The organism is Alloalcanivorax profundimaris (genome assembly GCF_015265435.1).
GTDB classification, from domain to species: Bacteria; Pseudomonadota; Gammaproteobacteria; order Pseudomonadales; family Alcanivoracaceae; genus Alloalcanivorax; species Alloalcanivorax profundimaris.
The window spans coordinates 1-12491 of sequence record NZ_JABJWH010000019.1 but is presented as its reverse complement, the minus strand read 5'-3'; the positions used below and the strand labels follow the sequence as shown (position 1 = coordinate 12491).

Genomic DNA, 12491 nt, shown 5'->3' with positions numbered 1-12491 from the left:
CCTCAGGAGCGACTCGGGTTGCCACCAGGCTGAAAGGGGGATGATAGCTAATCATCTCCCCTGCGGAGAGACACAAGGAGCGACTTTAGTCGCGATGCTCCACCGCCATGAACACTACGCCTTCACGCCAAGAAACCCGGCGAAGTTATACCACTTGAAGAACATATCCACGTTATCCAGCCCGCTGCGCATGAGAATCTTGATGTTCTCGTCCGGCCGGTAGGGAATCAGCACGTTTTCCAGCGCCTCCCGCTTGCGCGCGATCTCCGTTTCCGAATAGCCGTTGCGTTTTTTCATGTCGTAATACAGCTTGATCCAGAGCCGGTTCAGGAAGGCATCGCTGCCCAGCACCTTCTCCACCAGGATCAGCGCGCCGCCTGGCCGCAGCCCGTCCACCACGGAACGCAGCAGTGCCTCCCGGTTCACCGGCCGCACGAACTGCAACGTCAGATTAAGCACCACCACCGACGCGTTTTCGATGCGCACGCCATCGTTGAGGTCGCCGTGTTCGAAACGCAGGCGGCCTTCCTCGAAGGGGCCGGCGAGATTGGCGCGCGCCTTTTCCAGCATCGCCTGGGAATAATCCATGCCCACCAGTTCCACGTCCGGGGCCACCGCGTGGTACAGGCTGTTGAGCGTGATGCCCGTGGAGCAGCCCAGGTCGTAAACCCGGGAGCCGGGCGTGGCGAGTTCACCGGCCAGTTCGCCAATCATGCGTTGCAGCTCGCGGTACTGGGGGATGCTGCGGTCGAGCATATCGTCGAACACTTCGGCGGTGCGTGCACCGAAGTCGAAGTCGGCGATCGCTTTGTCCTGCTCGGTGAACAGACGGTCCCTGCGGTTGGATGTCATAAGTGCGCCTTGTGTTCATTGCGTCCGCGCGCACCGCGGTGAGCGGAGCCCGCGTCGCAGAGTGTAGCTGAACTTGAAGGCGCGGCGGAGCCCGACGCGTCGGCGATCTCAGGCCGCCGCCGTCACCGCCGGTTCCGGCAGGGTGTCGCGCCATTGTTCGAGCAGGTGGCTGTTGTCGTCCTGCCAGGGATGAAAGCCCGGGCGCAGGTACTGGAACCAGGCCGGGATCGCCTGGGTGACCACGCCTTTGTGGCCGAAGGAATAGCCGAACATTTTCCACAGGCCCTTGGCGAGCGTCAGCGGCCGGCGGTGAACGCCGTCCTCCTTGAGGAAGCGCCAGGTGAAGTAGGCGCTGAACACGGTCAGGTAGGCGGTGCCGTAGAAGAAGGCACGCTGGCGCTGCCAGTAGTCGCCGGACACGTCCTGGTAGAGGTCGAAGGCCACCGCCTTGTGCTCGGTTTCCTCGATGGCGTGCCACACCCACAGCGGGCGCACCGAGGGGTCCATTTTTTCCACCATGTCGGCGCGGCGCAGAATGGTGTCGGCGAGGATCGCGGTGATGTGCTCCAGCCCGGCGGTGGCGGCCAGTTGCCGCTCGGCGCTGAGATGCTTGCGGGCGCCGGCCAGCAGGCGCTGGGCCACGCCCAGGGCTTCGCCGACCAGGGCGTCGTAGCCTTCGCCGTGGCCCGCCACCAGGTCATTGAACGCCTTGTGCTCCAGGGAGTGCATGGCCTCCTGGCCGATGAAGCCGGAGATATCCTTCTGGCGCTGGGGATCGTCCACCTGGTCGCGGAAGGCACGCACCGCGTCCACGAAGAAGCGCTCGCCGTCCGGGAAGGTCACCGACAGCACGTTCATGAAATGGGTCAGTACCGGATCGTTGTCGAACCAGTAACGGTTTTGCTCGAAGCCCTGGAAGCGGAAGTTCATCCGCCGTGGGCGGATCGGCAGCCGCGCCACGGCGCGACGGGAACGGGACAACAGTTTCATCGTGGTCTCCGGATCGGGATGCCATTGATTGATGGCAACAACTATGGTCCAGTCAGGCCTTTCCGGTCTTGTTGTGGAGGGCCAACCTGTGGTGATTTCGGGCCGGGCCTGGTTCACCCCCGGGGTTCCCGGGATCTATGTGGTGCTGCTGTGCGATGTGCTCACCGAGCTGGGCCATGATCCGGCGCCGCTGCTGCGCGGGCTGGGTTTCGACCGCCAGGGCCTGCTCGACCCGGAATGCCGGTTGCCCCTGGATCAGGCCAACGCCGCCGCCGAGGCGGCCCTGGCCCGGGTCGGTGAGGCCGGCCTTGGATTCCGCTACGCCCGGGCCATGCGCATCACCCTGCATGGCCCGGTGGGCCTGCTGGCGCTCTCCAGCCCCACCATCGACGACGGTCTGGACGCCGCCCGCCGCTACCTGGGCTTGCGCGCGCCCTTTCTGAACGTGCAACGGGAGCCCCTGGAGGACGATCGCCAGGCACTGTGCTTTCGCACCGACTTCGGCCCCGGGCCGGTGCGCAGCTTCGTCATCGAGGCCATGGTGATCGGCTTCGTCTACATGCTCGAGCAGCTGATGGAGGCGCCGCCGGATGGCGCCGAGGTGCACTTCCAGGGGCCGCCGCCGGCCCACGCCGAGGCGCTGCGCCGTACCGTGCCGGTACCGGTGCGCTACGACCAGCCCCGGGATGCCCTGATCGTCTCCGCTGCCCTGCTCGGCGCCCGTCCGCGCCTGGCGGACCCCCAGGCGGAAGCCCTGGCCCGGGAGCAGTGCGAGCTGGAATTCCGGCGCTGGCGCGCCAATCAGGAAGGGCCGTTGCCGGAACGGGTGCGCGCCGCCCTGCGCGACCAGGCGCCGCCCCTGCCGGACCTCACCGAGGTGGCCGAGCGGCTGGCGGTGTCGCCGCGCACCCTCAAGCGGCATCTGCAGCAGGCCGGCCTCACCTACCGGGAGCTGCAGGACGAGGCCCGCTACCGGCAGGCCCGCAAGCTGCTCGCCGACCGCGCCCTGCGCATCAGCGAGGTGGCCTGGGCCCTGGGCTACAACGACGTGGCCAATTTCTCCCGTGCCTTCAAACGCTGGAGCGGCCGCACGCCCAAGGCGTACCGGGGCGGCGGCGCGCCCGGTTGAGGCCATCGTGCTGCAATGGTGACGACTTTTCCGGAGCCGTCATGGCAAATGGGTTTTAATTGGGACGTCGGAACACGGGGGATTCATGGAAGAAAGCAGCAACGCCAACAATCTGTATCGCGCGCCGGACGCGGAAGTGACCCCGATGGCGGAGGACGCCGAGGCGCCACTGTTCTACGTGGTGTCGCCGGCCAAATTCTCGCTGCTGTTCTGGACCACCATGGGTCTCTACGACCTCTACTGGCAGTACAAGAACTGGTATCTCTACCGGGAGGCCCGTGGTGGCGGCGGCCTGCCGGTGTTGCGCGCGCTGTTCAGCATTTTCTTCGCGCCATCCCTGTTTCACCGCATGGCGGGGGAAGCCCGCCAGGCGGGCGTCAACGGCGGCGTGTCGCCGCTGCTTCTGGCCGTGGTCTATGTGGTGTGTACCCTGGGCACGAACCTGACCGGCCTGGTCCCGGGCTATGGGGCTGGGGCGCTGGCGGCGCAATGGATCGGGCTGGCCTGCCTGATCCCCATCTGGTGGACCTTGCTGCAATGCCAGAAAAGGGTCAACGCCGCCTTGGGCGACGGCCCCGGCCGGGCCAATCACCGCCTGACCCGGGCCAACTGGATCTGGATCGTGCTGGGCGCTCTGTTGTGGTTGAGCACCCTGTTGTCGCTGGTGCTCTGGGCCGCCGGCATGCTGCGGGGCTAGCGCGGTCAACCACGAAAAAGGCCGGGCAATGCCCGGCCTTGATCGATTCCCCCCGAACGCGGTGGTTCAGAATTTGTAGCCCAGGCCAACCATGTAGACCCAGGGGTCCACGTCCACGTTGACCTTGGTTTCGCTGATGCTCAGGGCGGTGGGGCCCTTCACGGTGGCGTCGGTCTCGATGTCCATGTACCACACGGAGGCGTTGACCAGCAGCTTGTCGGTGAGCATGTAGTCGACCCCGGCTTCCAGGGCCAGGCCCCAGGAGTCGTCCAGCTCCAGGTCGCTGAAGCCCTGTGCCTTGCGGGTGCTGGTCAGGTCTTCCTCGAAGAAGGTGGTGAAGTTCACGCCCGCGCCCACATAGGGCTGCACGGCGGAATCCGGGTTCATCGGGTAGTACTGCAGCAGCACCGTGGGCGGCAGATGCTTGATGTCCGCCAGCTTGCCGTCCAGGCCCGCGCCCAGACCCTTCACGCCTACCTCGTGCTCGAATGGGGTGGCACCGACCAGTTCCACGCCCAGGCGGTCGCTGAGCATGTAGGAGAACGTCAGGCCCAGCTGGGTGTCGCTGTCCAGGGTGGCCTGGGTGCCGGCGGCGGAGGCGCCGTCGAACTTCAGGGTGCCGCTGTCCTCGCGCGGATCGACGGTGGCGGCGCCCGCGCGCACGATGAAGGAGCCCGCCTCGTGGGCCTGGGCCGCGCCGGCCATCGCCAGTACCGAGCCCGCCATCGCCAGCGTTACCGCTTTAGCCAGAGAATGCCGTGAGAATGCCATCTTTGCTGTCCCCTATGTGGTCCTGAGTTCGTGATGCTGAGTTCGTGTTGCTGATTGCAATGGGGACAGGATGCCGCCGGGACAGAAACAAAGAATTGCCCCAAATCAAGACCGGGGACGGTGCGGTGAAAAAGAGAGGGCGGTGAAAAAGAAAAGGCCGGGGAGCCCCGGCCTTTTCCGTTCCTGGTCGCGTGGAGCGCCTTATTTCTTCTCGAAGGCTTCCACGGACTTGAGGATTTCCTTCTTGGCGGCGTCGGCGTTGTCCCAGCCATCCACCTGCACCCATTTGCCTTCTTCCAGATCCTTGTAGTTCTCGAAGAAGTGTTTGATCTGGGCGAGCAGCAGCTCGGGCAGGTCGGTGACTTCCTTGACGTCGTCGTACAGCTTGCTCAGTTTGCTGTGCGGCACGGCCACCAGCTTGGCGTCCTTGCCGGCTTCGTCGGTCATGTTGAGGATGCCCACCGGACGGCAGCGGATCACGGAGCCGGGCACCACCGGGTACGGGGTTACCACCAGCACGTCCAGGGGATCGCCGTCCTCGGACAGGGTGTTGGGGATGTAACCGTAGTTGGCCGGATAGAACATGGGGGTGGCCATGAAACGATCGACGAAGATGGCGTTGCTGTCCTTGTCGATCTCATATTTGATCGGGTCGGCGTTGGCCGGAATCTCGATGGCCACGTAGATGTCTTCGGGGACGTCTTTCCCGGCGGGTACCTTTTCAAAATCCATGGTCTGTCCTTCAGCGATTGGAGTCAGCGAGCAGGGGACCGCGGCGGTGCCCCGTATGACGGGCGCGGATTATAGCAACCGCGCCGCCCGGCTGGCTAATCGCGGAAAGTCGTAGCCCCCGGTGAGAAGATGGCGCTACGGGGGTACAATCGCCCCCTTGATGTGTACGACAACCGCCGTCTTCCGAGGAGCCGCGTCCATGCCTATACATGAAATTGCTCATCCGCTGGTCAAGCACAAGCTCGGCCTGCTCCGCCAGAATAGCCTCAGCACCCGCAGCTTCCGCCAGCTCACCGCCGAGGTGGCCAGCCTGCTGACGTACGAGGCTACCAGCGACCTGTTGCTGGAAAATTACGAGGTGGACACCTGGATGGGCAAGGTGCCGGCCCAGCGCATCAAGGGCAAGAAGGTCACCGTGGTGCCGATTCTGCGCGCCGGCATCGGCATGCTCGACGGCGTGCTGGAGCTGATTCCCAGCGCCAAGGTGAGCGTGGTGGGCGTATACCGCAACGAGGAAACCCTGGAGCCGGTGGCCTATTTCGAGAAGCTGGCCCACGGTCTGGACGAGCGGCTCGCCCTGGTGGTGGACCCGATGCTGGCCACCGGCGGTTCCATGCTCGCCACCATCGAGATGCTCAAGAAGGCCGGCTGCACCCAGATCCGTGCCCTGGTACTGGTGGCGGCGCCGGAGGGCATCCGCCGCCTGCAGGAGGCGCACCCGGACGTGACCCTGTACACCGCCTCCATCGACCAGGGGCTCAACGAGAACGGCTACATCGTGCCCGGCCTGGGCGACGCCGGCGACAAGATTTTCGGCACCAAATAACGCAAGGGGGCGCGGAGCGCATGAGCGATTCACCGGGATTCTGGAACTGGAAGATCATTCTGATCGGCGCGCAGATGCTGTTCGTGGCGTTCGGCGCCATGGTGCTGATGCCGCTGCTGACCGGCCTGGACCCGAGCGTGGCGCTGTTCACCGCCGGCCTCGGCACCCTGCTGTTTCAATGGATCACCCGCCGCTCGGTGCCGGTGTTCCTGGCGTCGTCCTTCGTATTCGTGGCGCCGATCAGCCACGGCGTCGACCAGTGGGGCATCGCCGCCACCATGGGCGCGCTGCTGTGCACCGCCGTGGTCTACGTGATCCTGGGCGCCCTGGTGAAATGGCGCGGCCCCGGCTTCCTGCACCGGCTGATGCCGCCGGTGGTCACCGGCCCGATCATCATGGTGATCGGCCTGAGCCTGGCGCCCACGGCGGTGAATTTCGCCATGGGCATGACCGGCAACGGCGCCGAGCGGCTGTTCCCCTACGGCGAGGCCCTGCTGGTGTCCACCGTGGCCCTGGTCACCACCATGCTGGTGGCGACCCTGGCCCACGGCCTGTTCCGGCTGCTGCCGATTCTGTGCGGGGTGCTCACCGGCTATCTGCTGGCGCTGGCCCTGGGCATGGTGGACTTCGGCGCCGTGGACCAGGCCCGCTGGCTGGCGGTGCCGGATTTCGTGGCGCCCAGTTTCCACTGGCCGGCGATCCTGTTCATGATCCCGGTGGCCCTGGCGCCGGCCATCGAACACGTGGGCGACGTGCTGGCGATCAGCAACGTCACCGGCAAGGACTACATCAAGAAGCCCGGCCTGCACCGCACCCTCACCGGCGACGGCATCGCCAGCATGGCCGCCGCCCTGTTCGGTGGCCCGCCCAACACCACCTACTCCGAGGTCACCGGCGCGGTGATGCTGACCAAGGTGTTCAACCCGGTGGTGATGACCTGGACCGCGATCTTCGCCATCGCCCTGGGCTTCATCGGCAAGTTCGGCCAGTTGCTGCAGAGCATTCCCACTCCGGTGATGGGCGGCATCCTGATCCTGATGTTCGGCTCCATCGCCAGCGTCGGCATGAACACCCTGATCAAGGCGCGGGTGGATCTGCACCAGCAGCGCAACCTGGTGATCGTGGCGGTGACCCTGATCTTCGGCATCGGCGGCATGGTGGTGGGCAACGGCGAATTCACCCTGCAGGGCATCAGCCTGTGCGGCCTGGTGGCGGTGTTCCTTAACCAGGTGTTGCCGGCGGCCCCGGAGACCGCCGACGACCTGCACGAAGAGCAGGAATACGTGGACGACCTGCTCAAGCACGCCCGCGGCAAGGACGAGCGCTGAGTCAGAGGTCTCCCTTTTTCACCCAGGTCTTGGCTTCCGGCTTCTGGTACTCCGCCATGCGGTCCAGCAGCCGGGCCGGGTCCGACTCCACGATCAGCATCTCCCGGTGCGCCGGGCGCAGGAAGGCCTCGCCGGTGGCGTGGTCCAGGAAGTGGGTGAGGCCGTCGTAGAAGCCGTCCACGTTGAGCAGCGCGCAGGGGTTGTCATGCCAGCCCAGCTGGCCCCAGGTCCAGATCTCGAACAGTTCCTCCAGGGTGCCGACGCCGCCGGGCATGGCGATGAAGCCGTCGGAAAGCGCCGCCATGCGCGTCTTGCGCTCGTGCATGGAAGGCGTCACGTGCAGCTCGGTGAGCCCCGGGTGCGCCAGTTCCTTCTCCTGCAGGGCCTCGGGGATCACCCCGGTGACACGGCCGCCGGCGTCCAGCACCGCGTCCGCCACCACGCCCATGATGCCGACGCTGGCGCCGCCGTAGACCAGCCCCAGATCCCGCTTCACCAACTCCCGGGCCAGCCCCCGGGCGGCCTCGGCGTAGACGCCGCGCCGCCCCGGACTGGACCCGCAATAAACACAAACACTGCGCATGCTTTTCTCCACTGGTTGGCCGCAAAGGCGCCAAGCATGAACCGGCGACCGGCGCCGCGCAAATCGGTCAGGTAAGTTGCCAGGGGCCACCCGCGTCACCGGCCGGCGCCCGGTTAGTCGCAGGCGCCGGCGGGCAGGGCGCGCAGCTGTTCGATCACCGAGGTGGCGGTGAGGGTGGCCGGGTCCACGGCGACGCCGGCGGTGGCCAGCCGCCGGGCGGTCCAGGTGTTGCAGGTATGGCCGAACCAGAAGGTGCCCCGGGCCGGGAAGAAGCGGCTGTCGCCATACAGCCCGGGAGTGTCCGACAGTGGCCGGCCGTCGGCGCCCAGCCGGAAGTCCGCCGCGATAACCGCCTGCAACCGGTCCAGGGCTTCGCCGGACAGGCACAGCGCCTGCAGATCGCTGTGCGGCGACGCCGCCGGATGGCGGGCCAGCCCCACCACGTGCAGCACCGTGCCGGTGGGCCAGAACAGGGCCTTGGTCAGGTTCCAGTTGTTGTTGGTGTTGCGGTAGAAATCGTCGTCGCCCCAGCCGATCTCGTACCAGGCCGGGTCGCTGTAATAGGGCCGCAGAAACGCCAGCGACGGGCTCAGCCGGTCCGCCGGCAGGGCAATGCCGGTGTGCCAGCGGTGGCGCACCACCAGCACCGTGGCCGGGTCGGCGTCGCCGGCGTGCAGCGGCGGTGCCATCAGCAGCACCAGCATCAGGAACAGAAGACCGGGTTTCATGCACGCCATGGTAGCGCGGCAAGAGGTGGGAACGCCTCCGTCAGCGGCGCCGGGTGCGCATGGCCCAGGCCACCGCCGCCACGGGCATGCCCAGCCCCAGCCAGGAGAGCGCGTCCATGGCGCCATCGCCGAGCAGCGCCGCCACCAGGCCTATCAGGCTGGCCACGGCGATCAGCAGCGGCAGCGCGAAGATGCCGCGCAGGCCCCGGGAAGAGCGGGGCGCGCCGTTCATGAGGCGCCCCCGGCCTGCGGAGGCACCGCCGTGCCGGCGGCCCGCGCCGCCGGCTGGCGTCGGGCCAGCCACAGGTACAGCCCGCTGATCAGCACCACGATGGTGATCACATCCAGCACCGCCCACAGAATTTTCAGCGGCAGGCCGCCGTAATCGCCGAAGTGCAGCGGACCGGAGAGCGCCAGGGTCTTGTTGTACCAGGGCATTTCCCGCAGGGTGGCGAACTCGCCGGTGCGCGCGTTCACCAGGGCCGGGGTGACGATGTGTGAGGTCACCGGCGTGTTGCCGTGCAGGAACACCGCGTAGTGAAAGTCCGTGGACCAGCCACCACCGGGGAAGGCGACGAACTGCAGGGTACGGTCCGGGGCCGCCTCTTCCGCCTGCGCCACGGCGGCGTCCAGGGACGCCATTTCCGCCGGCGTGGGCACCGTGGTGCCCTGGTAGTCGGCGGTGAGGTCCGCCAGGGACTGGTTCTTCCAGGTGTCGAGGATCGGCGTGGCCAGGGTGTTCACCACGCCGGTGAGCCCCACCACGGTGAGCCAGGCCACGGTGACGATGCCGAGCAGGTTGTGATAGTCCAGCCACTTCAGGCGCCGCGAGCGTTTTACCCGCAGGGTGCCGAATTCCATCTTGCGCATGAAGGGCGCGTACAGCACCACGCCGGAGACGATGGCGGCGATCAGCAGCAGCCCCATGAAGCCCAGGAACAGCATGCCCGGCAGCCCCAGGAACATGTCCGTGTGCAGCTGCAGCAGGAACTCCATGACACCGTCCTGGTGGCCGGGGACCCGGTCGCCGCTGGTGCGGTCGAAGGAGGCGAAGTGCATGGCGCCGCCGGGGGCGTCCGGGGTCGGGCCGGTGGTCACGTTCACCACCGGCCGGTCGGTATCGAAGCTCATGAACAGGGGCACTTCACCGGGCCGGTTGGCCAGGGCCACCTCCAGCATCCGGTCCAGGGACAGCATCGGGCCGTCCGGATTGGCCGGTTGCCAGTGATCCGTGTCGAAGGCCGCCTCGATCTCGTCGTGGAAGATCAACGGCAGGCCGGTCAGGCACAGCATCAGCATGAAGGCGGTGCAGATCAGGCTGGTCCACTTATGAATCGCGGACCAGACCCGCAGGGTGGATTGTCGCATGGGGTGCTTCATGGAAAATTGCCTGGGTGCCCCGGCGGACCGGGGCGCCTGGGTGGTCGGTTCAGAAGTCCAGGGTGGCGGAGACCAGCACGGTGCGCGGCGCGCCGATGGTCAGGTAGCCCTCGCCGGGATAACCACCGGCGGAGGCCCAGTAGTCCTCGCCGGTGACGTTCTTGACCCGGCCGCGCAGGGTCAGGAACTTGTCGTCGCTGAGCGCGATCAGGTAGCGCGCGCCCAGGTCCAGCCGGGTCCAGCTGTCCACCTTCTGGTCGTTGGCTTCGTCGGCGTACTGGGAGCTGGTGTAAATCACCCGGCCGTCCACCGCCAGGTCCGGCATTTGCGGCACGCGGTATTCCAGGTTCAGGTTGGCCTGGGTGTCCGGGGAGCCGATGGCGTCGTTGCCGTCGGCGTCCGCGTCCAGGTAGCTGACGCCGCCCAGCACGGTCAGGTCCCGGGTCAGGTTGCCATATGCCATCAGTTCCACGCCGGTGTTTTCCTGGTCGTAGAGCACTTCGTAGACGTTGTCCTGATTGAGTCCCGCTTCCGGCTTGCGACTGCGGAACACGGTCACGCTTCCTCCGATGTTACCGCCGTCATACTTCAAGCCGATTTCACCTTGTTCCGTGGAATACGGGTCCAGTGATTCGCCGGCGTTCACCGCGCCGATGTTCTGCCCGACCCGGTCCCCTTTCTCCATGCCCTCGATGTAACTGGCATAGGCGGACAGTGAAGGCGTCAGCTTGTAAAGCACACCTACCGTAGGGCTGATGTCGCTTTCATCATAGCTGGTTTCGGTATTCCGAACGCCGGTGTCGTAATCATAGTCGTCGGTTTTGATCTGTTGATAGCGGCCCCCGAGGGTAATCAAAAGGCGCTCATCAAACATGGACAGCTGATCGGCGATTGCCACGCTGTCGAACCGGGTGCGGGCGGTTAATTCAGGGTTATCCAGATCGCCGCCGAAGAAAGTATTGGCCGGGCGTGACACCGCGACCGGATTGTAGATATTGCCGGCGACACCGCCGGAAGAGAGCCCGTAGGCGTTATCGGATTTCAACTCATAGCTGGACCCCGACACCGTGACCTGGTGGCCAATACTGCCGGTGTCAAACCTGAAACGGACCCCCGTTTCTCCAGTAAGGACATGGTCTTCGCGTGCGGTATCGAAACGGCCGGCGGTGTAATCGCCCGCGGTATTGCTGACGTCGGGGTTGGCGAAACTTGAATTTTCCTCACCACGCCGGGCGCCCAATGCCAGCCAGCCGGTGACGTTGTCGGCGAAATCGTATTCGGCGCGCAGGGTGCCGAAAATATCGTTGGAGTCTGAATAGGTCCAGGGCTGGCCGATGGATTCGTCCGCATCGGGGGCGTCGCCGATGGGTACGCCGGAAAGGAAGGTGATGTTGGGCTGGCCGCCGTCGACGCGGTGCTTCTGGAAGCCCAGGTCGGCGGACAGGCGGAACACCTCTTCGCGGAAGTCCAGGCCGATGTGCGCCATGGACAGTTCTTCTTCCTCGCCGTCCACGGCGGTGTCGCCGTCGTGGCGGGCAACGTTCAGGCGGATGCCGAAGCGGCCGTCCTCGGAGCGGTTGGCGAAATCGGCGGCGAGGCCGGCCTGGCCGCCACTTTGCGCACCCAGGGTGACCTGGTTGAGAGGCTGATTGGGGGCGCGCTTGGGCACGATATTGACCGCGCCGCCCAGGCTGCTGCCGCCGGGCGCGGCGCCCTTCAGGAAGGTGTTGGCGCCGCGGAATACCTGCACCCGCTGGATGAACTCGGAGGCCAGGTACTGGCGCGGCAGCAGGCCGTAGAGGCCGTTGTAGGTGATGTCATCGGAATACACCGGCAGGCCCCGTACCAGATACACCTGCTGATAGTTGCCGAAGCCGCGCGCCACCCGCACCGCCGGGTCGTTGAGCAGGATCTCGCCGACGCTGGCGGCCTGCTGGTCCTCGATCAGTTGTTCGGTGTAGGTGGTGTAGCTGTAGGGGGTGTCCATCACATCCTGGGTGCCCAGAATGCCGACCTTGCCGCCCTCGGCCACCTGGCCACCGGCGAACACCTCGCTCAGGCCCTCCTTGGAGGCATCGGCGCTGGATTGCACCTGGATCGCGTCCAGGTTGTAGCTGCCGTCGTCGTTCTGCGCGCTGGTCTGGGCCTGGGCCTGGGCCGTGCCGGCGAGCACGGCGAGAGTAAGGGCGGAAAGCCGGAAGGCGGTCGGTCGCATGCTGATCCCCGTTGAGTTATTTAGGCGGATTCGATAGCCGCGACTATACCCATAATGAGAATGGTTTGCATTATTTGTCCGGTCCGGTTCGGCCCTAGGTGTGACCTTTCAGTAGGTTGTTCATTCGGGGCGTACCCGGAAGACTGGAGGTGTGAGACTACGCAGCCCTCCAGGAGCCCGAATGAACAGCCACCAAAATGCCCGATTAACCGTCCATGGTCGAGCCTTGCTTGTGACTCGCATCCTCAAACACGGCCTGC

At 65.9% G+C, this 12491-nt stretch carries 13 protein-coding genes; 4 read left to right on the top strand and 9 right to left on the bottom strand.

Annotation, left to right across the window (positions count from 1 at the left end):
• Positions 1-114: 114 nt before the first annotated feature.
• Entirely contained in the window at positions 115-852 is a 738-nt protein-coding gene (cmoA, locus tag HMJ39_RS10365; RefSeq protein ID WP_161384145.1) for a carboxy-S-adenosyl-L-methionine synthase CmoA, read from the bottom strand.
• A 108-nt stretch (positions 853-960) separates the two neighbouring features.
• On the bottom strand, positions 961-1842 hold the full coding sequence (locus tag HMJ39_RS10360; RefSeq protein ID WP_161384146.1) for a metal-dependent hydrolase: 882 nt from the start codon (positions 1840-1842) through the stop codon (positions 961-963).
• An 88-nt stretch (positions 1843-1930) separates the two neighbouring features.
• Here HMJ39_RS10360 and HMJ39_RS10355 point away from each other — a divergent pair, with 88 nt between their 5' ends.
• Together HMJ39_RS10355 and HMJ39_RS10350 are read left to right on the top strand one after the other, a co-directional pair.
• The gene (locus HMJ39_RS10355; protein ID WP_161384147.1) at positions 1931-2971 is read left to right on the top strand and encodes an AraC family transcriptional regulator; all 1041 of its coding nucleotides are present in this window, start codon (positions 1931-1933) and stop codon (positions 2969-2971) included.
• A gap of 85 nt (positions 2972-3056) precedes the next feature.
• A complete protein-coding gene (locus HMJ39_RS10350; protein ID WP_194297242.1) occupies positions 3057-3668 on the top strand; it encodes a hypothetical protein in 612 nt (203 codons plus the stop codon).
• Positions 3669-3734: 66 nt separating this feature from the next.
• Here the strand turns inward: HMJ39_RS10350 and HMJ39_RS10345 are convergent, their stop codons facing one another.
• A complete protein-coding gene (locus HMJ39_RS10345; protein ID WP_323370885.1) occupies positions 3735-4439 on the bottom strand; it encodes an OmpW/AlkL family protein in 705 nt (234 codons plus the stop codon).
• Between the two features lie 201 nt (positions 4440-4640).
• On the bottom strand, positions 4641-5171 hold the full coding sequence (gene ppa / locus HMJ39_RS10340; RefSeq protein ID WP_161384148.1) for an inorganic diphosphatase: 531 nt from the start codon (positions 5169-5171) through the stop codon (positions 4641-4643).
• Between the two features lie 199 nt (positions 5172-5370).
• Between ppa and upp the strand changes: the two genes are divergently transcribed.
• Both upp and HMJ39_RS10330 read left to right on the top strand, forming a co-directional pair.
• Positions 5371-5997, top strand: coding sequence for a uracil phosphoribosyltransferase (gene upp / locus HMJ39_RS10335; protein WP_194297241.1), 627 nt, complete (start codon positions 5371-5373; stop codon positions 5995-5997).
• Between the two features lie 20 nt (positions 5998-6017).
• Positions 6018-7325, top strand: a complete 1308-nt coding sequence (locus HMJ39_RS10330; protein WP_194297240.1) for a uracil-xanthine permease family protein — start codon at positions 6018-6020, stop codon at positions 7323-7325.
• A gap of 1 nt (position 7326) precedes the next feature.
• Here HMJ39_RS10330 and HMJ39_RS10325 read toward each other — a convergent pair whose 3' ends face one another.
• The 5 genes from HMJ39_RS10325 to HMJ39_RS10305 form a co-directional block, all read right to left on the bottom strand.
• On the bottom strand, positions 7327-7908 hold the full coding sequence (locus HMJ39_RS10325) for an LOG family protein (protein ID WP_194297239.1): 582 nt from the start codon (positions 7906-7908) through the stop codon (positions 7327-7329).
• Positions 7909-8021: 113 nt separating this feature from the next.
• A complete protein-coding gene (locus HMJ39_RS10320) occupies positions 8022-8636 on the bottom strand; it encodes a DUF2459 domain-containing protein (RefSeq protein WP_194297238.1) in 615 nt (204 codons plus the stop codon).
• Between the two features lie 40 nt (positions 8637-8676).
• Entirely contained in the window at positions 8677-8868 is a 192-nt protein-coding gene (locus HMJ39_RS10315) for a hypothetical protein (protein WP_161384154.1), read from the bottom strand.
• Entirely contained in the window at positions 8865-10004 is a 1140-nt protein-coding gene (locus tag HMJ39_RS10310; RefSeq protein ID WP_194297244.1) for a PepSY-associated TM helix domain-containing protein, read from the bottom strand. The genes HMJ39_RS10315 and HMJ39_RS10310 overlap by 4 nt, the downstream gene beginning before the upstream one ends.
• 61 nt (positions 10005-10065) lie before the next feature.
• Positions 10066-12231, bottom strand: a complete 2166-nt coding sequence (locus HMJ39_RS10305) for a TonB-dependent receptor (RefSeq protein WP_194297237.1) — start codon at positions 12229-12231, stop codon at positions 10066-10068.
• Positions 12232-12491 lie beyond the last annotated feature (260 nt).